General features: G+C 50.1%; 18 protein-coding genes. 9 read left to right on the top strand and 9 right to left on the bottom strand.

All coding sequences use genetic code 11. From position 1 onward, the window contains the following. The first annotated feature begins 39 nt into the window (after positions 1 to 39). The gene (locus tag NGM62_RS00905; protein WP_262245218.1) at positions 40 to 1,419 is read left to right on the top strand and encodes an NADH-quinone oxidoreductase subunit N; all 1,380 of its coding nucleotides are present in this window, start codon (positions 40 to 42) and stop codon (positions 1,417 to 1,419) included. A gap of 63 nt (positions 1,420 to 1,482) precedes the next feature. On the opposite strand, the gene NGM62_RS00900 is transcribed toward NGM62_RS00905, so the two are convergent. Together NGM62_RS00900 and NGM62_RS00895 are read right to left on the bottom strand one after the other, a co-directional pair. Then, positions 1,483 to 4,743, bottom strand: a complete 3,261-nt coding sequence (locus NGM62_RS00900; protein WP_262245216.1) for a S41 family peptidase — start codon at positions 4,741 to 4,743, stop codon at positions 1,483 to 1,485. Positions 4,744 to 5,017: 274 nt separating this feature from the next. After that, a complete protein-coding gene (locus NGM62_RS00895; RefSeq protein ID WP_262245214.1) occupies positions 5,018 to 5,731 on the bottom strand; it encodes a S24 family peptidase in 714 nt (237 codons plus the stop codon). Between the two features lie 132 nt (positions 5,732 to 5,863). Between NGM62_RS00895 and NGM62_RS00890 the strand changes: the two genes are divergently transcribed. After that, positions 5,864 to 6,736 carry a HEPN domain-containing protein gene (locus NGM62_RS00890; protein WP_262245212.1) on the top strand — a complete coding sequence of 291 codons (873 nt, stop codon included), beginning with the start codon at positions 5,864 to 5,866 and terminating at the stop codon, positions 6,734 to 6,736. Positions 6,737 to 6,969: 233 nt separating this feature from the next. Here the strand turns inward: NGM62_RS00890 and NGM62_RS00885 are convergent, their stop codons facing one another. Together NGM62_RS00885 and NGM62_RS00880 are read right to left on the bottom strand one after the other, a co-directional pair. Then, positions 6,970 to 9,336 (bottom strand): ABC transporter permease, encoded by a 2,367-nt coding sequence (locus NGM62_RS00885; RefSeq protein ID WP_262245211.1) that lies wholly within the window; start codon positions 9,334 to 9,336, stop codon positions 6,970 to 6,972. Positions 9,337 to 9,411: 75 nt separating this feature from the next. After that, positions 9,412 to 11,757, bottom strand: a complete 2,346-nt coding sequence (locus NGM62_RS00880; RefSeq protein WP_262245210.1) for an ABC transporter permease — start codon at positions 11,755 to 11,757, stop codon at positions 9,412 to 9,414. A 456-nt stretch (positions 11,758 to 12,213) separates the two neighbouring features. Between NGM62_RS00880 and galK the strand changes: the two genes are divergently transcribed. Together galK and NGM62_RS00870 are read left to right on the top strand one after the other, a co-directional pair. Beyond that, complete coding sequence (gene galK / locus NGM62_RS00875) at positions 12,214 to 13,389, top strand: galactokinase (RefSeq protein ID WP_262245209.1); 1,176 nt, start codon at positions 12,214 to 12,216, stop codon at positions 13,387 to 13,389. A 15-nt stretch (positions 13,390 to 13,404) separates the two neighbouring features. Then, on the top strand, positions 13,405 to 14,475 hold the full coding sequence (locus NGM62_RS00870; RefSeq protein ID WP_262245207.1) for an aldose epimerase family protein: 1,071 nt from the start codon (positions 13,405 to 13,407) through the stop codon (positions 14,473 to 14,475). A gap of 6 nt (positions 14,476 to 14,481) precedes the next feature. Here NGM62_RS00870 and argH read toward each other — a convergent pair whose 3' ends face one another. The 5 genes from argH to NGM62_RS00845 all read right to left on the bottom strand — a co-directional run bounded on the left by argH (position 14,482) and on the right by NGM62_RS00845 (position 19,808). Then, on the bottom strand, positions 14,482 to 15,819 hold the full coding sequence (gene argH / locus NGM62_RS00865) for an argininosuccinate lyase (protein ID WP_262245206.1): 1,338 nt from the start codon (positions 15,817 to 15,819) through the stop codon (positions 14,482 to 14,484). Between the two features lie 450 nt (positions 15,820 to 16,269). Then, positions 16,270 to 16,848 (bottom strand): Crp/Fnr family transcriptional regulator, encoded by a 579-nt coding sequence (locus NGM62_RS00860; protein ID WP_262245204.1) that lies wholly within the window; start codon positions 16,846 to 16,848, stop codon positions 16,270 to 16,272. 3 nt (positions 16,849 to 16,851) lie between these two features. Further along, on the bottom strand, positions 16,852 to 17,871 hold the full coding sequence (gene argC, locus NGM62_RS00855) for an N-acetyl-gamma-glutamyl-phosphate reductase (RefSeq protein WP_262245202.1): 1,020 nt from the start codon (positions 17,869 to 17,871) through the stop codon (positions 16,852 to 16,854). A gap of 11 nt (positions 17,872 to 17,882) precedes the next feature. Further along, complete coding sequence (argG, locus tag NGM62_RS00850; protein ID WP_262245200.1) at positions 17,883 to 19,067, bottom strand: argininosuccinate synthase; 1,185 nt, start codon at positions 19,065 to 19,067, stop codon at positions 17,883 to 17,885. Positions 19,068 to 19,097: 30 nt separating this feature from the next. Then, positions 19,098 to 19,808 (bottom strand): GNAT family N-acetyltransferase, encoded by a 711-nt coding sequence (locus tag NGM62_RS00845; protein ID WP_262245198.1) that lies wholly within the window; start codon positions 19,806 to 19,808, stop codon positions 19,098 to 19,100. A gap of 367 nt (positions 19,809 to 20,175) precedes the next feature. Here NGM62_RS00845 and NGM62_RS00840 point away from each other — a divergent pair, with 367 nt between their 5' ends. From NGM62_RS00840 to recA, 5 genes are all read left to right on the top strand, one after another. Next, entirely contained in the window at positions 20,176 to 20,469 is a 294-nt protein-coding gene (locus NGM62_RS00840; protein WP_262245196.1) for a hypothetical protein, read from the top strand. A gap of 70 nt (positions 20,470 to 20,539) precedes the next feature. After that, entirely contained in the window at positions 20,540 to 22,168 is a 1,629-nt protein-coding gene (locus tag NGM62_RS00835; RefSeq protein WP_262245194.1) for a S8 family peptidase, read from the top strand. An 88-nt stretch (positions 22,169 to 22,256) separates the two neighbouring features. After that, complete coding sequence (locus tag NGM62_RS00830; RefSeq protein ID WP_262245192.1) at positions 22,257 to 22,460, top strand: hypothetical protein; 204 nt, start codon at positions 22,257 to 22,259, stop codon at positions 22,458 to 22,460. A gap of 12 nt (positions 22,461 to 22,472) precedes the next feature. Beyond that, complete coding sequence (gene nth, locus NGM62_RS00825) at positions 22,473 to 23,147, top strand: endonuclease III (protein ID WP_262245191.1); 675 nt, start codon at positions 22,473 to 22,475, stop codon at positions 23,145 to 23,147. Positions 23,148 to 23,200: 53 nt separating this feature from the next. After that, positions 23,201 to 24,208 (top strand): recombinase RecA, encoded by a 1,008-nt coding sequence (recA, locus tag NGM62_RS00820; RefSeq protein ID WP_262245189.1) that lies wholly within the window; start codon positions 23,201 to 23,203, stop codon positions 24,206 to 24,208. The last annotated feature ends 16 nt before the right edge of the window (positions 24,209 to 24,224 follow it).

Here is a 24,224-nt window from a genome sequence, read left to right as displayed (position 1 = left end):
CGGAAGATTTACCGGAGGGATTAAGATAATAAACGAAACATGAGTGCAATCATTACGTTGTCTTTGTTAGCTATATTAGTGCTATACCTAGGACTATTTAAAGCCCGGAGAGCACTGTTGCCGGTATCGCTGCTTGGCCTTGTTGCCACCGTGGTACTATACGGCGTACAATGGGGTAAAACCGCCGAACCACTGTATAGCGGTATGGTGCTGTTTGACCACTTTGCAGTAGTATTCTCGGTAGTATGTGTGATCCTGACTATATTGGTATTACTATTATCCAAAGATTATTTCGATAAATCAAGTCCGCATGTCGCTGAGTACTACGCACTCCTCCTGTTTTCGCTCACCGGTGCGGTGCTGGTCGTGTCGTTCCACAACCTGGCGATGCTGTTTATCGGAATAGAAATCATGTCCGTGGCACTGTATATTCTGGCAGGTATCCGGAAGAAGGACTTTGCTTCTAATGAAGCAGCATTAAAGTACTTTTTGATGGGCGCATATTCCACGGGATTTCTGCTGTTTGGTATTGCTTTATTGTACGGTGCCAGCGGTTCGTTTGATCTGGCTGCCATCAAGGAATATGTTGTATCAAATCCACAAGGAATATCGCCATTATTTTACGCCGGTATCTTACTGTTGATTGTTAGTTTAGCCTTTAAATTGGGTGCTGCGCCATTCCATTTCTGGACTCCCGATGTCTACGACGGCTCGCCGATATTGATTACAATATTCATGGCGACTGTTGTTAAGACAGCGGCTATCGCCGGGTTCCTACGGCTATTCTATTTTTGTTTTATTCCCTTGCAGGACTTCTGGGTACCGGTGCTTCTGGTGATGACCATTATCACTTTATTTGTAGGTAACTTGACAGCAATTGTGCAGCAGAGTGTGAAGCGGATGCTGGCTTACTCCAGTATTTCGCACGCCGGTTATTTATTATTCGCCATTGTGGCCATCGGGGCTACCTCAGCCAATTCGGTGTTGTTTTATGTCACCGCATATTCACTGTCTACCATTATCGGTTTCGGGTCACTGATTCTTGTTAAAAGGGCAACGGGGAGCGAACATTTTGAGGCGTTCAACGGTTTGGCAAAAAAGAACCCATACTTGTCGCTTGCCATCGCTATCGCCATGTTATCGTTGGCAGGGATACCGCTTACGGCAGGATTCGTAGGTAAGTTTATGATGTTCTCAGGCGTATTGGCAGATTATCAGGTGCTACTGGTAGTGCTTGCCGTTATCAATGCCGCCATGGGTATCTTCTATTATTTCCGGGTTATTGTGGCCATGTATTTCAAACCGTTGGACCGTGATGCAATAGTGGTTAGTGGGCCTTATCGTGTGGTGTTTTTCTTGGCGGCGCTCATCACCTTATTGCTCGGTGTTTATCCTGCCTGGCTCACGGGTTTGATATAAAGTCATAAAAAATCCCGATGGCTTTGCGATAAGGGAGCAAAGCCATCGGGAAACCTTTCTGTTTTATTTTGATTTATCCGGAAAGTCAGGTATCGTGGGGACTCCTGTTGTACCGCCTTCAGCTAGTTTATCCAGTAATACACTGATACCCTTAGCCAACTGGCTGTCGTTGCCCTGGTACTCGTCGTAAGGGTCGTTTACCACTTCGATGTCTGGGTGAACACCCTCTCCCTCGATTATGAAGGATGAACCGTCCGCTGCGAAATGTGCAAACTCGGGTTTACGCATGTCGCCGCCATCGATAAACGGCAACGATCCGCTGATACCCACTACCCCACCCCAGGTACGTTGGCCGATAAGCGGGCCGATACCATAATACTTGAACTGCCAGGGGAACAGGTCACCATCGGATGCGGAGTACTGGTCGATGAGGCACACTTTTGGACCCACGTGTGCATCGGGTTTGATGGATGCCGTTTTGCTATTTCGTCGCATCGTGCCTAAGCCTGGCTTGCGGAGCAACCGTTCAATGATCATGGGCGATACGTTGCCACCGCCGTTACCCCTGTCATCGATGATAAGCGCTTCTTTGTCCAGCTGCGGATAGAAATACCGGGCGAATTGGTTGAGGCCATCCGGACCCATATCAGGGATGTGCACATACCCGATACGGCCACCACTGGCCGCCGTCACCTTGGCTATGTTTTGCTGCACCCATTCGTGATAGTATAGGGCCGATTCATCGCTTATAGGTTTTACCAATACCTTGCGGGCACCGTGGCCCGAGGCATCACCGCTTATTTCAACCTCTACCAATTGCCCCGCTTTGCCGATGAGTGTCTCGTAGATATTGTCTACGTCTCTCATCGAAGTGCCATTGATGGCAATGATATATTCGCCTGGTTTGGCCCCTACGCCGGGTGCACGGAGCGGCGACACTAGGTCCTTATTCCAGCTCTGGCCGGAGAGTATGCTGTCAATGCGGTAATGTCCGCTTTCATCACGGCTCAATACCGCACCCAGTAATCCCATTGGAATCCGGTCCACGTCGGGTCGGTCCCCGCTGTTCACGTAAGCATGTCCAATATTCAGTTCGGCAATCAGCTCGCCAATGATGTAGGTGAGGTCGTCACGGTGGTTTACATAGGGCAGTAGCGGTGCGTATTTATCATGCATGGCTGCCCAGTTTACTCCGTGCATGTTGGGGGCATAGAAGTAATCGCGCATTTGCCTCCAGCTTTCGTCGTAGATTTGCTTCCATTCGGCTTTCAAGTCGACCGTTATTTTCAGCCCGCCTAAATCCACTTTGTTTGAGGGAGTCAATTTCGATTTGCCGAGGTCCTCGATAAAAAAGCCATCGCCGGTACGGATAAGGATCTTTTTACGGTCGAGGGTGATGCTGTAGTTTCCAAAATCCCCGATATCGGTTTCTTTTTTGTCTTTAAGATTGAAATACTTGAGTCCGCCGCGGCCACGCCCACGGCTCGAATAGTAGAGGCCCTCGTCTGTGGCTACAAGGCCGAAATATGACCCGGGCATAACCGGGAGGCTCTCGATGCGGTCGGCCAGCCCTTCCTCGTCCACCGTTACCGCGACCTCGTCCGTTGACGAGTCTTGGTCTTTCTTGTCGTCTTTTCCCTTGTCGTTGCCATCGCTATCTTCTTTTATCGTTACCTCGTCGCTTTTTTCCACAAATGGCGACTTGCTATTGGCACTCAAGCGTACGAAATATGGCCGGCTCATGTCATTGTATACATGGTTCCATTCCGTGCTTCCGTAGGTCGGGTTGAAATCGCGTTGCGACACGAAATAAAGCAACTTGCCATCGGGACTGAATTCCGGCTGGCCGCTATTATACCATGCGTCGGTTACAGCCACCGTCTTTTTACTATCTAGGTTAAAGAGGTTGATTACGGTAAATTCGCGTGCTTTGCCTGGTAACGTGTAAGCGATCCATTTGCTATCGGGAGCAAAGGTGTAGGAACCTACGGTGCCTTCATCTGCGTGTACAACCAATGTGCTGCTGCCTGTTTGGATATCCACAGCATATAGGTTTTGGCCACGGTCGCCATAAAGCAGGTATCTGCTGTCAGGACTCCATACGGGGTTGAATTTATACGCGCCCCCGTCCTTGGTAAGCTGTTTTGCCGCAGAGGCCCCATCCTGCTGCTGGATGTACAGTTCGTCTTCTCCCGTGCGGTCTGAGATGAAGCTTATCCATTTGCCATCGGGGCTCCACCCCACGTTTCGGTCGTGTGCCCCGCTGCTTTGGGTCAGGTTGCGGGTCACCCCTGTTTTGGCTGGTACGGTAAATACATCACCCCTGGCGCCGAACACTGCCCGCTTGCCATCGGGGGAGAGGTCGGCACTGTATACAAATTTGGACGCATCCACCTGTTTAGATCGGCCTGAGGCGAAATCCTCGGCAATGGTGATATGGAGCTGTTTGGTTTGGCCAGTCAGCAGATTGTGGTGGTAAATGTAACCGCCGTTTTCGAAGACGATCGCATCGCCACCCAAAGTCGGGAACTTCACATCGTACTCAGTGAAGCTCGTCACCTTCTCGGTTAGTTTGGTTTGTGTATCGTATACGAACAGGTTGGCAATCCGATCGCGGTCACTCACAAAATATATTTTATCTTTATAGTACATCGGGAATACATCCTGCGCCGGATTGTTGGTGATATTCTCGGATGTTCCTGTCACAGGGTCGACGAGCCAGATATCGTCGGCCATTCCCCCGCGGTAGTATTTCCACGTACGGAACTCACGGAATACGCGGTTCATCGCCAGTTTGGAGCCGTCGGCATTGTAAGATGCCCATGAAGCCACAGAAAACGGCAGTTCCCGGCTGAGGTCACCGCTGAGCGGGGCGAGGTAAAGCTTACCTTTGAAGGCATTGAACGAGGTGCCGCGGCCTCGGTAAATCACGTGCTGGTCGTCGGCGGTCCAACCCATCACAATATTATTCGGCCCCATGCGGTCGGCCACATCATCGCGGCCCAGGGTGGCGGTATAGGTGATGCGTTTTGGCTCGCCGCCTGTTGCTGGTATGACGAAAACTTCGGTATTGCCGTCGTAATGCCCGGTAAAGGCGATGTGCTTGCCGTCGTGGCTGAACCGGGCGAATAGCTCGTAGCCGGGGTGGCTGGTTATGCGTCGGGCCATTCCCCCGTTGGCAGACGTAATGTAAAGGTCACCTGCATAAGTAAATGCTACCTGATTGCCATGTACGGCCGGGAATCTGAGCAACCGCGCTTCTTCCTGCGCCATAGTGACCAATATACTGCACAGTGTAGCGATAAGTAAACTGATTTTCTTCATGGGATGCAATTAACGTTTTGAATTAATATAAGTGTGCGGCAACTAAGTTAAGGAATTCATTTTCAAATAAGGGGCAATGGGAGTAGTCGGAAAATAAAAAAACCGTCCCGACGTTAGTCGGGACGGCCGCCCCAATGGGGTTAGGGGCTATCAACCTAAACCTACTCTGGTAATAGCGAAAACGATGCCAAAATCGCGGGCTGCCCTAATCTTTTTTATTTTTTTGAGGTTTACTTTCATTATCAGGAAGAAACCATGCCACCACCCTATTACATTACAATTGGTTCCGGGTAATCTTGCCCTTGATAATATACAATTGGATGATGGATGATTTGTCGATAACCGTATCCCCGGCGTATGCCGGATTGCTGGACCGGAGGATGATTTTGCCGGTATCGTCGTGCTGGTGAAGGAGTTTCACGGTTATTATGCTGTTAGCCCGTTCGTCGGTCACCACGAGGTACGCCTCGCCCCATAAAATGACATCGTAGTTGGTCACTTCTTTAACAGCAATGATTTCGCCATTGGCGAACTGCGGATACATGCTGTCTCCGTATATGGGTAGGTAAGCCGAGCAGTCGTTGAAGGGGCGGTAGTCTACGTAATAATCGGGTGTGCTCTCACTGAAAATATTGGGGACAGCCGCCTGCAATTGGGTAAGTTTGACGTCAAAAAAGGGTACGCTCTCCTCACTTGTGTCTGGTTGGGGCCGGAAAGTCCTTTTGTGATACGGCCGTACCGTCAGTATCTTCTCCCCCTTGCCGGTGTGCAGATAATCGGGGTTGATGTTGTAGTATTCGATAATATCTTTTGCAAGCCGTTTACCCAGATTACGCTTGTTATTTTCAATTGAAGAGCCGTTATTGAAGGCTTTCATCAGTGGACTGTAGAATTCTTCTACCGTCATTTCCAATGAATTTCTAATTTCCTTGAGACGGGGGCCGATTTTTTCAGATTGTAAATCAATGGATTCTGTAATATTTTTCATGCCGAGCCACTTTGATATTGAAAAACTATCTAAAGATATTATCTTTGTTGTATGGGAATGCCTAGATGCAAACTTAATGAACTTGGCAGGGTATGCAAATTAAAAACGTATATTATAATTAAATAGACCGTTATGGATATCAATCTCGATGACCTCTCCGCAGCACAGCAGGCCGCGTTACGCCGGTTGGCCAAACAACTTACAACACGCTTGCCGATAGCGTTTGTTTTTTGCTTCGCACTTCAACGCTATGAGGTCCGCTATGCGAATTGTTTTGCTCCCGATAAACTCAACAAGCAGTGGTTTCATGCGGCAATCCTATTGGTATACAACGAGCATGAGCAGTATCCCCTCCAGGATATTCATCACATTGCCAATAGTGTGGAAATGGGTGAACACCAGTACGTGGCAGTAGCGATGACTTACACCGAGGCGATGCAGCAACTAGCCAATGGCGATGCGTTCGTAGGCACGGTATTTCAATGCGGTGCATTGCTCCATAGCCGTGCCAATACCCTACCCCAACGCAGGATGTTCGTATGTCACGAAACCTTGCTTAAGCAGACGCGGGAGGGGTGGCGGCGTTGGTTCAACAATAGTTGCCAATTCATGGACTGCGCTTGCTATTGCCTGATGGAGGATAAATTCAGCATGGCTGTATTCATGCTGCATCAAACCGTAGAGCAGGCGTGCAAGGCAATGCTCAAAGTAATGCTCTATATACGTCCCAGCACCCACAACCTGGCTTGGATGCTTAAGTTATGTGGTACAATAGCTCCTGAAATTACTTCGATATTCCCACGGGATACCCCAGAGGATAAGACACTTTTCAACTTGCTCAAAAGCAGCTATATGGATAGTCGGTATGCGGCCGGCTTTGAGGTCAATGAAAATGAAGCATGGACACTATACCACCGTACATCCACACTGTTACGGATCGCAGGGGAGCTATGCAATAAACGGATAGCGGAGTTGGAGGTATTGGTGGGGGAGTCAGTTAACTAACCGGTTTTGAAATAATTTTTGATCATTTTTTAGACATTAGACANTTACGGATCGCAGGGGAGCTATGCAATAAACGGATAGCGGAGTTGGAGGTATTGGTGGGGGAGTCAGTTAACTAACCGGTTTTGAAATAATTTTTGATCATTTTTTAGACATTAGACATTAGACACTAGACATTAGACAACAGACTGCCCCGTCTTTACTCCTTGCTCTTTTTATCTTAACTCAACAAATCATTCATCCCGCAAACTGTCCACCGGATTGGCCAGCGCCGCCCGTATAGCCTGCCCGCTTACCGTAAGCAGAGCAATCATCACTGCCGCAAGTCCAGCCACCCCAAACATCCACCAGTGTACATCGGTCCGGTAGGCAAAGTCATCCAGCCATTTGGTCATCACCCACCACGCGACGGGTGATGCGATGACGACGGCCAAGAGCACCAATAGAATCGACCCGGCGGACAGCAGTTGTACAATGCTCCCTGTGCTTGCCCCCAGCACTTTCCGGATGCCGATTTCCTTTACGCGCTGGCGTACTGTATATGTGGAAAGCCCCAACAGACCAAGGCAGGAAATGAAGATGGCAATGCCGGCAAAGATGTTGAAAAGTAAGCCTGCACGCTGATCGGCTCGGTACTTGGCTTCGAACTGCTTATCGACGAAGGTGTAGGTGAACGGGGCATCCCCCGCATATTTTTTATACTGCTGTTCAGCCGCCTTGATGGCGGAGGAGGCGGCTGTGGCCGTGGTACGCACGTATAATATATTGCCTTTCCACCAATTGAAGAAAAGCAACGGACCGATTTTCTCCTTAAGGGGCTTAAAATTAAAATCTTTGACCACACCGGCAATTGTTCCAGGGCGACTGTGGAAGCTGATGGGGGTACCCACATAGGGTGGCGTCAGCCCCATCGCCTGCACGGCTGCTTCATTGACGATATATAGGTTGCTGTCGGCCGCGGTGCCCGTTAAATTTCGCCCTTCCAGTAATTCAATGCCCATGGTGGGAATGAAGCCGTTGTCGATTATTGACTGGGTGATGATCAGGTTACTGTTCGCAGGTTTTCCGGGCCACTCAAGGTCGCCGGTAGCATTCTGGGAATTGGTGATATCATATATATCCGAAAGGGCTACATTAACGATACCAGGATGATTCCGTAATTCGTTTTTTACGGCATCGACGTGTTTTACCACATCTCCGGTGAGCGGTACACTGAACACGTAGCTTTTGTCGTAGCCAAGGTCCATTTCCCGCATATAGGTCATTTGGCCACTGATAACCAAAGTGGCAACGATGAGCACCATGGAGATAGCAAACTGGAAGACTACAAGGACTTTCCGTAGGAAGGTAGAGCCCATGCCGGTGGCCATTTTCCCTTTCATTACATGTAATGGCTGGAACCCCGAAAGCAGCAATGCCGGGTAGATAGACGCGGCCAGTAAGGTGCCCAATGCGGAGTAAGCAACGACTTTCCATATTGCTATGTTGGATAAGGAAAACTGGAGTTGCTTGCCCGCAATATTATTATAGAGCGGCATGAGCATAAAAATCAGCCCGAGGGCGAACAACAGCGCTAGCCCGAATAGCACTGTGGTTTCTATGGTAAATTGTGAAAAGAGTTGCAGCTTGTTAGCGCCCACTATTTTGCGGATACCCACCTCACGCGCCCGAACCAATGCCCGGGCCGTGGTTAGGTTGATGTAGTTGACGGCTGCGATAGCCAGTACCATGATGGCAATGAGCAGGAATATCTGCACCATCCGTGCGGCAGCGGTGTTTCCATCCGCACTAATCAGGTGGATATCCGCGAGCGGCTGTAACTTAAACTGCACGCTAACTTCCCCATTCCGGGCATCTGCATATAGTCGGGTAAACGTTGCACCAACCGCTTCCGGCTTTGCACCATCTCTTAGTTTGACAAAAGTTTGAAAGTTGAAACTGCCTACGTCCACATCGATGGTTTTCCACTCGCCATTCCCACCATTGGCAGTAAATTGCTGTGCGTAGCGGGCCATGGGTAGGATAGCATCAAATGCAATGGACGAATTATCCGGGAAGTCGCGTAGCAGCCCGGTAATAGTGAAGTTTTCGCCCCTGAATTGAAGGACCTTACCCATTGGGTCATCGTTGCCGAAGAACTTCCGGGCTGTCGATTCGGTCAGTATGATACTATGCGGATTCGGGAACAGTGAGACTCCGGTCCCATTGAGTAGTTCAAAATTGAACAGGTCGAAGAACGTGCTATCTACGTCGGCGGTTGCGAAACCATCGAGCACGATGCTCCGGTCTTCGTTGGCCAATATCTGGTCATTATCTTGGCTGATACGTACGATGGCCTCGACGTCGGACAACGATTGGGCATACACGGCCAACGGCCCCGGTACCCCCTCCCAAACCGTATTGGCATCAAAATGTGCAGAGAATTGATGGATACGAGAATAATCATGATGGAAGCGGTCATAGCTTCTTTCGTGTTGTACCCATAACAGTAATAAAATGGCCGTCGCTAAGCCTAACGCCAAGCCGCAGACATTAACAAAGGTGTGGAACTTGTGTTCCCTGAGGCTCCGCCACGCAGTTTTGAAATAGTTCTTGATCATTTTTTAGACACTAGACATTAGACAACAGACTGCCCCGTCTTTACTCCTTGCTCTTTTTATCTTTAACTCAACAAATCACTCATCCCGCAAACTGTCCACCGGATTGGCCACCGCCGCCCGGATGGCCTGCCAGCTTACCGCGAGCAATGAAATAAGAAGGGCGCCAAAGCCGATGGTAACAAATACCCACCAATGGATGTCGGTATGGTAGCTGAATGTATCCAGCCAGTGATCCATCACCCAATACGCGATTGGGAATGCCACCAGACAGGCTATTGCAACAAGTATCAAAAACTCCTTGTTAAGCAAATTGACCAGCGACAGCAGCGATGCACCTAGCACCTTGCGGACACCGATTTCCTTCGTGCGGTTTTCAGCCATATAGGCCGCAAGGCCGAATAGGCCGAGGCACGAGATGAAGATGGTAAGGAAAGTGAAGAGGCCTGCGATGCTGCCCAGCCGTTGGGTGTCCCTGAACTTGGCTGCATAATCCTGATCGACGAAATTGTAATTAAACGGTTCGTTGGGATTGTATTCTTTCAGGATTTCCCGGGTTTTATCCACCGCTGCCTGTGTGGGCAGATCGGGGTTGAACTTGATGTGCATCACGTAAAACCAGCTGCTGGCACCATACATCACGATGGGTCGGGTTTGCTCGAACGGTGAACCCATGATGACATCTTTCACCACGCCTACGATGTGCCAGTCCTGTCCGTGGTCGCGAATGATTTTACCAATGGGCTCGCTGAAGCCCATGGCACGTTGGGCCGATTCGGTAATCAGTGCCGCATTGGAATCGGTGGGGAATTTGGTGAGGTCGAGATCCCGGCCCTGCACCAGCTCCAGGCCGAGCGTCGTCACAGCGTCTTCGTCCACATGGAGGCGGTCAAACGTCTGGGTGTTATCAGGCATCTTCCCATCCCAATCAATCATGCCGTTGCTCATGATGCTCGTAACAGGAGAGAGGCTGCGGGTAATCGACGTGGCCACGTTATCGTTGAGCAGCGCATGCTTAATCAACGGGAAGTTTTTGACGATATCGCCCGATAGGTAGACGTAGATGAGGTTATTTTTGTCATACCCGTTCTGGCGATCCTGCGCGTGCTGGATTTGCTGCCGGATGATGAAAGTGGCCACCATGAGGATGATGGCGATGGTAAATTGGAGTACCACCAGCGCCTTGCGGGGGTTGACGGCTCTATTGAACCCTTTGAACGTACCTTTGAGCACCTTGACCGGTTTGAAGCCGGAGAGGAAGAATGCCGGGTAACTTCCCGCGAGGATTCCCGTAAACAGGATGCCGCCCAGGATGCCTGCCCAAAGCGTGGCACTGCTGAAGTCGATGGCCAACTGGACGCCGACCAGCTTGCCGAAAGCAGGGAGGCTCACCAGCACCAGGGCAACGGCTAGTATGCCGGCAACCGAGGCCAATAGGATGGATTCGGTGAGGAACTGGCCGATGAGCGCATACCGCCTTGCACCGACCACTTTCCGTATACCCACCTCTTTGGCGCGTTTTTCGGAGCGGGCAGTGGATAGGTTCATGAAATTGATGCAAGCGATGAGGAGGATAAATACAGCGATTGCCGTGAAGAGCTGCACCATTTCGATGCGCCCACCGGCAAGATGGCCGTTTTCAAACTCGGAGTGCAACCACCAATCCGGGACCGAATGGAGGAAGATTTCATTTTTCGTATCGCCGTTTTTGATGGAAACATCCTGGATGTTCTGGTTGACGTTAGCGAATTGTGCCTGGGGGGTGAGCTCGACGTAGGTGTTCACGGAGTTGTTGTTCCATCCGTTGTCCGCCCGGCCAAGGCGTTCCATGTATGTCCACGGCAGTAGGTAGTCAAACCGGAACCGTGTGTTGGTGGGTAGGTTTTTCAGCACGCCCGACACCATGGCATAGTCCGCGCTATCGATGCGCACCTGTTGCCCCAGCACGTCCGTTTTACCGAACAGCCGCATGGCGAACGCTTCGGTGATGATGATATCATTGGCACGGGATAGTGCCGTTGTGGGGTCGCCGGCAACGAGTGGGAAATCAAATAGGGAGAGGAACGTGCTGTCTACGAACGCGCCCGCGGCATTGGCTTGGGTTTCTTCCACCGTAAATAGGAAACCTGTGCGGGCATAGCGGGTGACCTGCGCGACCTCCGGATAGTCGGAAGCAAGGGTAGGCCCCAAGGGTTGTGGGGTATTGGGCCAGCAGTGGAGTTCATTGTTCAGCATACCACGGTTCATGGCCACATACAGGCGGTCGCCCTTGGCGTGGAAGCCATCGACGCTCCGCTCGTGCTTCACCCACAGCAGGATAAGCAGGGCGCTGGCCAATCCAAGAGCCAGCCCAGCGATATTCAGGATGGAAAAGCCCTTGCGCTTGCCAAGGGTTCTCCATGCGATTTTAAGGTTATTTGTCATTTTTTAGACATTAGACACTAGACACTAGACATTAGACGTTAGACAACAGACACTAGACATTAGACAACAGACATTAGACCGGCCTGTTTTTACTCCTTACTTTTTTTACCTTCGCTCTTTTATCTCTATTCCATCTAACGCAGGCCCCCACAATCCACACCGCCACTTTTCAAGCCAAAATCACAATTTGTTGTTTATCAGTGCATTGTTTTTGTATGTCTTATAGTTGGTGTTCGATTCCGAACACCTGTTGTTCGTATACGGACAGTCGGGGCGCTTGGGGCTTGACGAGATTTGCTCCCTAAGATAGCCATCCAGATGGGCAGTATCAATTTACGTATAAGACAGGTTTTTTGCGGACGTAGCGATGCCGGTCATTTTATACAAACCCCATAGCAGCTTTTGCACGGCCTTATTTTTTTACGTATTTTTAGCGCTCATTTCGATAGAGGTTACATGAATATTGAAGCTACGACTTCCCTGCGCGACGCGGTAAACGAGAAATACCTGGACTACCATGGTTCTACACCATTGCTGGTGCGATCGCCGGGCCGGGTGAACCTGATTGGCGAACACACCGACTACAACCAAGGACTAGTACTTCCGGCAGCAATAGATAAGAACATTATCGTGGCTATCGGTAAGCGTGATGACAATACCATCCAGCTTTATGCAATGGACCAGCAAGAGTCTTATAGCGTTGACCTTGACGCATTCGATCGGTCGCCTTTGCTATGGCCGGATTACATCCTCGGCGTCGTGCAGCAATTGCAGCAGCGGGGCCACCAATTAGGCGGCTTTAACATTGTGTTTGGCGGTGATATCCCGCAAGGTGCCGGACTGTCCTCTTCAGCAGCATTGGAATGCGCCACAGCATTTGCACTGAATGAGTTGTTTGACCTCGGCATATCCCGCTTGGATATTGCCCTCACAGCACAGGCAGCGGAAAATGAATTCGTGGGAGTGAAGTGCGGGCTGATGGATCAGTTTGCCAGCGTGTTCGGACAGGAGCAAAGGTTGATCAAGCTGGATTGTGCCGATTTTTCCCATGAATACATCCCCTTCAACAACCCAGACCTCCGCATCGTATTATTCGATACGCAGGTAAAACATTCATTGGCCTCTTCGGCCTACAACGAGCGTCGGGAGCAGTGCGAGCGTGGCGTGGCCCTCATCCAGAAATGCCGCCCGGAGGTTAAGAGTTTACGCGACGCAACAATCCGGCAGCTGGATGAGTATGTACGGCCGGTGGATGCTACGGTGTACAGCCGGTGCTATTATGTGGTCTCCGAGATCAAGCGCTTGCAAGATGCATGCAACGATTTGAAAAAAGACGACTTTGCCACATTCGGTAAGCGCATGTTTGAAACGCATGAGGGGCTCCAGCATCTGTATGAAGTAAGCTGCCACGAGCTGGATGTCTTGGTAGACCTTGTCCGCGATAACGACGCCGTGCTAGGAGCCCGCATGATGGGAGGCGGATTCGGTGGTTGTACCATCAACTTGGTGAAAGTGGACCAGGTAGAAGCCGTCGTTGATGCGGTCACCGCCGGATATAAACAAAAGACTGGCCGGACCACTCAAGCATATATCGCTAATATCTCTGCCGGCACAAACCTAATCTTGGATTAACTTAACAATCCCGCTATGACACCCTACAGACTACCCCAAGAAGACAAATTTGTGCACCGGGTTGGCGGAAAGCCTACCCACCTCATTACGTTGGAAAATAGCCGGGGGATGGCCGTAGCCCTTTCTGACTTCGGAGCGCGCATTGTGGGCCTTATCGTTCCCGATAGGGACGGCGATCCAACAGACGTGGTGCTGGGGTTCGATAGTATACAAAGATACCTTGCTGCCGACGAGATCTACCATGGTGTAACGGTGGGTCGGTTCGCCAATCGTATTGCGGATGGTCGCTTTACCATTGGCAATGAAACGTTCAGTATCCGCCCCAATAACGGCCCCAATGCGTTGCATGGCGGGGAGGGGGGCTTCCACAGCCGCGTATGGGACCGGCGCGTGGTATACCGGCAAAAGGCAGACTTTTACTACGTCTCTTCTGATGGCGAAGAGGGATTCCCGGGCCGGCTCTCCGTTATGGTGAAGTACCGCCTAACGGATAATAACGAATTGGTTATCAGCTACCGCGCCGAAACGGATAAACCTACGGTAGTCAACCTTACCAACCATGCGTTCTTTAACCTGAACGGCGAAGGGAATGGTGATGTGCTTGATCATGTGCTTTCCATTGCAGCCGATCGATACTTGCCTTGCAATGAATACCAGATACCGACGGGTGAGTTGGCGGATGTGGCCGGGACACCTTTTGATTTTACCGCTGCCAAACCAATAGGAAGAGATATAAACCACGCAGACGAGCAGTTGCGCATTGGCCATGGCTACGATCACAATTACATAATACGGCCAGAAAATGTCGCCGCTGGAGCATCGATCGCGACAGTGACATCCCCCCTTACCGGTATCCGGATGGATGTCCATACCACCGAGCCGGGAGTGCAGCTTTACACCGGGAATTTCCTAACCGGCAAGGATACAGGCAAGCAGGGTAAGCCTTATGGCAAATATGGTGCATTTTGCTTGGAGACCCAGCATTTTCCCGATGCACCCAACCAACCTGGATTTCCGAGCACATTGCTCGAACCGGGGCAGGTATTCCAATCGGAGACAACGTATCGGTTTTCAGTGGTCAAGTAACCACCGTTAATTATCACCCAGCAAAGCGTTTAACGCATGATGGACACGCTCGAAACCGAAGCGGCCAACCATCTCGTCAAAAGCCCGACGGATTTCCGATGTACATAGGTTGCCTATGCTGCCTTCGTGGGTGTGGTTTACTGTTTTCTGCGGACTGAATGTACCCGCTTCGATAGCTAGGCCGATGTTACGGTATGCCTCACGGAATGGAATCCCCTTAAGGACCTCGTCGTTGACAACCTCCACGCTGAATAGGTAATCATATTTGGGGTCGTCGAGGATATTTTTCTTGATTTCGATGTGCTCAAGCATGAACGTGGTAATCTCCAAACATTCGTTGAGCGACTGGAACGCCGGGAACAGATTTTCCTTGAGCAGTTGCAGATCGCGGTGGTAGCCCGACGGAAGGTTGGTGGTCATCAATGCTATTTCATTTGGTAGCGCCTGTATCTTGTTGCACCGCCCCCGCACCAATTCGAAAACGTCGGGATTTTTCTTGTGGGGCATGATGCTCGACCCGGTGGTGAGGTGGTCGGGGAACGAAATGAACCCGAAGTTCTGATTGATGTAAAGACATACATCCATGGCAAATTTGGCCAGTGTAGCTGCAATGGCACTCATTCCTTGCGCCAGGATGCGTTCGGTCTTGCCCCTGCCCATTTGTGCATACACCACATTGTAATTAAGGTCGTCAAACCCGAGCAGGTCCGTGGTCATTCGTCGATTGAGCGGAAACGACGAGCCATAGCCTGCAGCAGACCCCAACGGATTTTTGTTACAGACGGTCCAAGCAGCGTGCAGCACCGCGAGGTCGTCTGCCAGACTCTCGGCATAAGCACCAAACCAGAGGCCGAAGGATGAAGGCATGGCAATCTGCAAGTGCGTATAGCCGGGCAGCAGTTCGGCTTTGTGGGTCTCACTGAGGGCAGTAAGCCGGTCGAACAGCGCTTGTGTATGATTAACCAAGCGCTCGATCTCCGTGCGGAAGTATAGCTTCAGGTCCACAAGCACCTGGTCATTTCGGGAGCGCCCGCTATGGATTTTTTTCCCGGCATCGCCGACACGCTCGGTAAGCAATAGCTCGACCTGTGAGTGCACGTCTTCCACGCCATCCTCAATAGCGAATGTGCCCGCCTCCACTTCACGATAAAGCTCCCGGAGTCCAGCCTGTACCGCAGCGAGGTCGGCCTGGTCCAATAACCCGATACTGTGCAACATGCGGGTATGTGCCAACGAACCCAGAATGTCGGCTGCCGCAAGCTGCAAATCAAGTACGCGGTCGTTGCCAACCGTAAAGCGGTCCACAAAAAAGTTCACGTCCGTATTCTTTTGCCAAATCTTCATCTATAGCTAAAATCTAATTCCAACGCCAAACTTAGTAAAATGCCCGGTATTCAGCGGCATTCTATCCCCAAATTTCATATAGTTTCGTGGCTACAGCGTTAACACGGGATAAATTGGATCAGCACAATTAGCTAAAAGGATTAAGCAAACTGATAGGTAAGTGGTGACTCACTTATTTTTAAAAAAACCTTTTGCGGATATCGTTTATATTGTTACGTTTGTAACCAACAAAGGGGAAAATGGTTTGATTCAAACGCCTTTAGCTTCGGTTGGGACTGGTGAGTGAATCATGAATTACTCGATATTGTAAACGTAAATTAGTGGTAGACGTCTAGGTCTTAAAACTGGAATGTTTACTAACCGATTATAAACCTATTTTAATGTTTAGTTTTAAGCAAAAGAGCACGGCGCTAAGATGAGGGACTTGGTGCCGTTCCTTTTTTAAGGAGTTTATCGTGTAACCAGCCGCCGGCGTATTTTGCTCAAGAATTCGGGGGTCATGCCCAGGTAAGAGGCGATGTAATGTTGAGGTACCCGCATGGCGATTTGCGGATACCGGTTGATGAATTCCACATACCGCTCCTCTGCCGTTTTGGCAATGGTGCGGATAAGCCGGTGTTCTAATGCTGATACGTGACGCTGGACCATTAACCTGAAAACCCGTTCAAATTGGGGCAAGCGGGTTAGGAGCTCTTCTTTTCTCGTAGGGCTGAGCATTAACAGCTCGCTGTCTTCAATCGCTTCGATGTAGAGCGACGACGGTGTGCGGTCATGGAAGCTGCCGATATCACTCACCCACCAATCTTCTATTGAAAACTGCAAGATGACTTCGCTGCCATTTTCATCGATGTAAAACGTACGCAAACAACCACTCGCAATATATGCCTCGAAATTGCATACCTCACCTTCCCGCAGCAACAGTTGCTTTTTTTTAATCGACTGGGGTTTGAGTAAATCATTGAATACCGCCATGTCTTGCAGAGAGAAGATGCCACACCGGTTTACATAGTCGTTAATGGCGGTAAACATAGCTTAAAATCCCACACTTTTCAGCCGAAGGCCCGCTGTTTCGTCCAGCCCGGTTATCAGATTCATGTTTTGTACTGCTTGGCCACTAGCACCTTTCAGCAGGTTGTCTACAATGCTGGTGACAAGCAGTTTACTGCCATGCTTTTCGATCTGCAAGATGCATTTGTTCGTGTTGACCACCTGTTTGAGGTCAACGCTTGAGTCGCTGACATGGGTAAACGGGTGTTCGGCATAATATGTCCTGTAGTGTTCCCGAACCGCTTCCTCATCAAGGTCACAATCCAGGTAAATGGCCGATAGGATACCCCGCGGGAAATTACCCCGTTGGGGAATGATATTGAAACGCTGTGTGGCGCGCTGCAGCAGGGGCTCCTCACCCTCCGGCAGGAAGCCAGGCTGCAGCTGTGTCAACGATTCGCTGATTTCCTGGAGGTGCTGGTGCGAAAAAGCCTTATAAATGGATAAGTTGTTACTCCGCCAGCTGAAATGGGAGGTAGGGGTCGGTCGCTGTCCGGCACCGGTAGACCCCGTGGTAGCATTGATGTGGATTTCGTCGGAAAGGAGCCCTGCTGCTGCCAATGGCAGCAACGCAAGCTGGATGCCGGTGGCAAAACAACCCGGGTTGGCAACATACTGTGCAGACCGGATGGTGTCGCGTTGCAATTCCGGGAGGCCATAAACAAATGATTGCCCCCGGTACTCCCTATTAGCACTAAGCCGGTAATCCTGCGAAAGGTCGATGATTTTCACGTGTGGGGCAATATTATTAGCTTCCAGAAATTTACGGGAATCGCCATGACCTACGCAGAGGAACAATACATCGATATCGTTATGGTGGATGTCTGAAAACCGCAGGTCGGTATCACCTAATAGGTCGTGGTGCACGTCCGATACCTTGTTCCCTGCATTACTGCCGCTATGAGCAAATACAATATCAACATGGGGATGGTATATGAGTACCCGCAACAACTCTCCTCCGGTATAGCCTGCCGAACCGATAATGCCTATTTTAATTTTTTCCATTTGTTATCAACTTACTTCTCATTCACCTTATGCCAGAAGGAAACCTGGTTGCCGAATATCTTGGAGAATCCTTTCACGTCATCCCCACTCCATGTGTTGTTCATCTCTCCGTAGCTGCCAAAAGCGTTAGACATCAAGTCGTTCGGGGAGTCTATGCCGATTACCGTAAAGCGGTAGGGGTGCAGCTCCACGAAAACATCTCCGTTCACCGTTTGCTGGGAGCTCGCTAAAAAAGCCTCGATATCGCGCATAACGGGGTCATGCATCTGGCCTTCATGCATCCAGTTGCCATAGAAAGCAGCCACCTGATCCTTCCAGCTCAGCTGCCACTTCGTGAGGGTGTGCTTCTCGAGTGTATGGTGCGCTTTGATGATAATGATGGGTGCCGCAGCTTCAAACCCTACCCGGCCCTTGATACCGATGATGGTGTCTCCCACATGGATATCACGGCCAATGCCGTACGGTTGTGCAATGGCCTGCAGCTCCTGGATTACTTTCACGGGCCCGATCCGGTTGCCGTCCAATGCTACGGGTTCTCCGTTTTCAAACGTCAGGGTGATACGGCGCGGGGAGGTTGCTGTTGCCGGTGTTGGCCACGCATCCTCAGGCAATGTTTCGTGAGACGTGAGCGTTTCCTTTCCGCCTACGGAAGTACCCCATATCCCTTTATTGATGGAATATTTGGCCTTCTCGGCGTTGAATTCCACGCCGTGCTTATGGAGGTACTCGATTTCCTCTTCGCGGCTCAATTTGAGATCGCGGATGGGGGTGATGATTTCAACGTTGGGGATGAGCGTATTGAAAATCATATCGAACCGTACCTGATCATTGCCGGCCCCGGTACTGCCATGTGCTACATATTCGGCACCGATCTCCTTGGCATAATGGGCAATGGCCGTGGCTTGGCTTACCCGCTCGGCGCTTACCGACAGGGGGTACGTAGCGTTTTTGAGCACATTCCCGAAAATAAGGTATTTGATGCTGCTATCGTAATAGCGTTGGGTCTCATCTACCACTGTATGTGATTTGACACCAAGTGAATAGGCCCGTTTTTCGATTTGTGCCAGTTCTTCCGCAGAAAAACCTCCGGTATTGACAACGACCGAATGGACCTCCAATCCCCGGTCTTTGGATAGGTAAATGCAGCAAAACGAGGTATCTAACCCGCCACTAAACGCTAATACGACTTTCTTCATTGACTATCTATTGGTTTTCAGTTATGTAATTTACACTGTTTTGGGATGCCGGGCGATAAATGCCGTGACCATCTTCTTGGTGGACCTCCAAAGCCTCGCTTCAATCTTTTTCAGCAGTGATGACTTCTTGGTGATGCGCTTTAGCCGCTCCTTTGCCTTGGCTTTCATTTCAATCCGCTCGCGTATTTCCTTTTCTTTAGCCACCGGATCCCAAAGCATAGCTGTGCAGAGGCAGTTTTTGCGCTGCTTCATGGTCAGGATGTCATAGTTTACGCAGCTTTGGCAACCTTTCCAGAAATCTTCGTCCTGCGTCAGTTCCGAATACGTCACAGGCTCATAGCCCAAATCGGAATTGATTTTCATCACAGCCAACCCGGTAGTAAGCCCAAATATCTTCGCTTTAGGATACTTCTCCCGGGAGAGGTCGAAGATACGCTTTTTTATGGCCCTTGCCAACCCTACTTTCCTGAACTCGGGATTGACGACCAGCCCCGAGTTGGCTACAAAGTCACCATGGCTCCAGGTTTCGATATAGCAAAAGCCCGCCCACGCCTTGTCGGATTTGCGTATGGCGATGACGGCCTTCCCCTCCCTCATCTTATTGGCTACATATTCCGGACTGCGCCGGGCGATACCCGTTCCACGGGCTTTGGCAGATTCTGCCATCTCGTCGCAGATCTGCTGTGCATAACCGATATATTCTTCGGTAGCTGGGATAATATTAAAGTCTGAAAGTTCCATTGGAATATACGACCCCGAAAATTAAAAACGAACAACCTAAGTTGTGTCGCGCTGTTTTAAATAATTTAAAAATAACACGGATTAATATGTACGGATGGACTCCTTGCCGCACAATTATCGGAGAGTTATGCCCCTTCTTAAGCCCGGGGCAATATGGGTCGTCGGAACCGGAGCACCGGTTTCTCGGCTACTGATTTTTCACAAAAAAAGCACCTCGTGCGATACTGGAAATGTGGCACGACAGACAGAGCTATCATATTTTTTGTGTTCATCCTATTTGATATACAGCACTGAGCTGCAATTAAGGTGCCAAATTTAGTGAAAATGGATCGGAAATACAAAGGCTTTTCTGTAAAAAACTCATGATATGTGCTTTGGCGTACAAAATCCATTTGCATGCCGCCGGTTTTCTTCCGACCTTTGGCGCATGACAGGAACCAGCTGGTTTTTTATACTGATATTTGCGATACCCCTCATCGCCTTTCTCCTTTGGCTGATGAAACAGGATCGACGTAAAGGGATCTGGGGCATCGTTATCGTGGTGATACTCGTGGTAGCCGGGTTGGCGGCCTCGATCAGAGCGAGCAAAAATGCCGTCCAGAATTTCGAGGAACGGAAAAAGGAAGCACAAGAAAAGAGTACACCGGCAGTCATGCCATGACCCCGTCATTAAACCTTTTGTCTAAATCATCATCAAAGCACTTAATGAGCACACTAAAATAGAACACTATATGGCGTTTTGGAATTTGCGCAACGCATTTTTTATCATCCTATTTCCTGTACTTTCTTTCGGACAGTCAAAAGATACCCCACCGGCAAACTGGTTTAACCTCGACTATGAACGCGATGGCGTGATGGGCATCAGTACGGAGAAAGCATACGACGAGCTGCTGAAAGATAAAAAGAGCACTACGGTCGTCGTAGCCGTAATCGATGGCGGCGTGGATGTGAACCATGAAGATCTGAAAGACATTATCTGGATCAACGAGAAAGACAGTGCCGCTACCGGGATTGATGAGGACGGCAATGGCTATATAAACGATAAGTACGGTTGGAATTTCATTGGCAATGCCAATGGGGAAAATGTACATTACGACAACCTGGAGGTGACCCGCCTTGTCAGGGAGTTAGAACCGAAGTACATCTCTGTGCTGCCTAGTACGCCGATGAGCGGCGAAGAGCGCAGGGAGTTTGGCGAATACCAGAAAATGGTGACTTATTACGCAGGTAAGACACAAGAGGCCCACTTTGGCCAGGTTAGCTACACAGGCCTGAAACGTGTCGTGGATACGATGGTAGCTCGGATAGGAAAGGAAAACCCCACATTGGCCGATTTCAACAACTACAAAGCCGAGGGCGACCTCGAAAAGATGGCCCTGAGGATAGTCAAAAAAGAACTGAAAGACGAGCCCGATTTCAGTGTGTTCTATGAAGACTTGAAGGATGGTGTAGCGCATTTTAACAACCAGGTAAACTACCACCTCAATAAGGAGTTCGATTCGCGCCACATTGTGGGAGACGATTATGAAAATAGCCACGAGCGTTTTTATGGCAATGCGGACGTAATCGGACCCGATGCCGACCATGGCACCCACGTAGCGGGTATCATCGGTGCGGTGCGTACCAACGATATCGGAATCAAGGGCGTGGCCGACGACGTGCGCATCATGGTATTGCGCACTGTCCCCGATGGAGACGAGCGGGATAAAGATGTAGCGAATTCGATCCGTTATGCTGTGGAAAATGGTGCGAAAGTGATTAACATGAGTTTCGGAAAAGCATTCGCCAAAGATAAACAGGTGGTCGACGAAGCGGTGAGGTTCGCTATCGAGAACGATGTGCTCCTCGTACATGCTGCTGGGAACGACGGGCAGGACAATGACGCCAATCCGAATTTCCCCAACCGCAACTTTGTCGATAGCCTGGGTATCAACAAAGGAGAAGCTACAGCTTGGCTGGAAGTAGGGGCCTCGCAATGGAATAACGACGGAGATTTGGTGGCGGCCTTTTCCAACTACGGCCGCCGGTCGGTAGATGTGTTCGCCCCGGGCGTAAAGATCCATTCCACAATGCCGGGATCTACATACAAAGACCAACAGGGTACCAGTATGGCTGCTCCCGTTGTCGCCGGGCTCGCTGCGTTGATACGTTCCTACTATCCGCAATTGCCCGCGGTGGAGGTGAAGCGTGTAATCATGCAGTCGGTTACCCGGGTAGACCAGCGTGTTAAGGTGAAAGGGCCAGATGGTCGAAACATGCGGGTGTCCATGAATGATATCTGCGTAACCGGTGGCGTGGTGAACGCCTACCGGGCCCTCCAGCTGGCAGAGCAGGCTGCCAGCACGTTAAAGAAAAAATAAACAGGACCAACGCTCTTATCAGTATACTAATTGGCGAGCTGACGCGTTATATACCATATAACTGGAACGCTTAATAATTGATGTGCTTATGACAGAAACGTATACACAAACAATCCTCCTCCGCAAAGCTGCCAAGAACTCCGACAACGATATCATCCGGCTGGATGTGGATAACCAACTGTTTTACGACTTGCTTAAAGGCGATTTGGATTCCCTGCTCCGCGAGCCGCGCATGGGGAGCGTTGATAGGATTACATCGTATTCCCGGTCGCAGCGTATGCCACTGGTTTAAGGAAAGGGAGATATGCTTAAAAAAGAACGCTACCAGGCTTTTGTGGCGTATTTCTCTACGCACAGTCCAGATGCCCAAACCGAACTCAACTATCGTAACCCTTACGAGCTGCTCGTCGCTGTCATCTTGTCCGCACAATGCACCGACAAACGGATCAACCAGGTAACCCCGGCACTGTTCGAACGGTTTCCAGATGCTGAAACACTGGCGGCGAGCAACCCCGACGAAGTGTTCACCTACATACGCAGTGTGAGCTATCCCAATAACAAGGCAAAACACCTGGTGGGGATGGCCCAGAAGCTGGTAGGTGATTTCGACGGTGTGGTGCCGCAGTCAGTGGAGGATCTCCAGAAGCTTCCCGGTGTTGGGCGCAAAACAGCCAATGTCATTGCATCGGTGGTGTATAATGCGCCGGCAATCGCGGTAGATACGCATGTGTTTAGGGTGGCTAACCGGATTGGACTGACCAATAATGCCAAAACGCCATTGGCAGTAGAGCGGCAATTGGTCAAGTATTTGCCAAAAGATACGTTGGCGATTGCACACCATTGGCTAATTTTACATGGCCGGTATATATGTGTGGCCCGAAGACCCAAATGTGAGATATGTCCAATCACCTGGATGTGCAGGTATTATGAAAAAGAGGTGCGCCCGAAATTGGAAAGAAATACCCAAAAAACGAAATAAATTAGCAAATAAAAATAAATTGTCTTACCTTCGTCTGTTAAAATACTAATAAAATGAGTAGCCAAGAAAAACTGAAAGCCTTGCAGCTGACATTGGACAAGCTGGAAAAGTCATACGGTAAGGGTGCCGTGATGAAATTGGGAGATTCGGCAGTAGAACCAATCGATGCGATATCAACCGGATCCATCGGGCTGGACATCGCTTTGGGGATCGGTGGGGTACCTAAAGGACGGGTCATTGAAATATACGGCCCCGAATCATCAGGTAAGACAACGCTTGCCACACACATTATTGCCGAAGCCCAGAAAAAGGGTGGGATTGCAGCGATCATCGATGCGGAGCATGCGTTCGATAAATATTATGCGAAGAAGCTCGGTGTGGATATCGACAACCTATTGATTGCCCAGCCCGACAACGGCGAACAGGCGTTGGAAATTGCCGATAACCTGATCCGGTCCGGCGCCATCGATGTCATCGTTATCGACTCCGTTGCGGCACTGGTGCCCAAAGGCGAGATCGAAGGCGAAATGGGCGACTCCAAGATGGGGTTGCAGGCACGGTTGATGTCGCAGGCACTCCGGAAACTTACCGGTACCATCTCCAAAACCAATTGCTGCTGCATCTTCATCAACCAATTGCGTGAGAAAATCGGGGTTATGTTTGGTAATCCGGAAACGACAACAGGTGGTAACGCCCTGAAATTCTACGCTTCTGTACGGCTGGACATCCGTCGGATGGCCCAAATCAAGGATGCAGACGAGGTAGCAGGGAACCGGGTGAAGGTTAAAATTGTCAAGAACAAAGTGGCACCGCCATTCCGTATAGCTGAGTTTGACATCATGTTCGGAGAAGGTATCTCCAAGGCCGGCGAAATTATTGACCTGGGTGTGGATTTCAATATCATCAAGAAATCAGGCTCCTGGTTTAGCTACGGCGATACCAAGCTCGGCCAGGGTAGAGACGCGGTGAAGACACTGCTGCTGGACAACCCTGATTTGATGGATGAATTGGAAGCTAAGATAAAAGCCGAGGTAACTGCAGAGAAGCTGGAAGAGCTATAATGGCGCCCAGCATTCC

It is taken from the genome of Parapedobacter soli, from assembly GCF_025460835.1.
Lineage (GTDB): Bacteria > Bacteroidota > Bacteroidia > Sphingobacteriales > Sphingobacteriaceae > Parapedobacter > Parapedobacter soli.
This window is presented reverse-complemented; position numbering and strand designations above follow the sequence as displayed.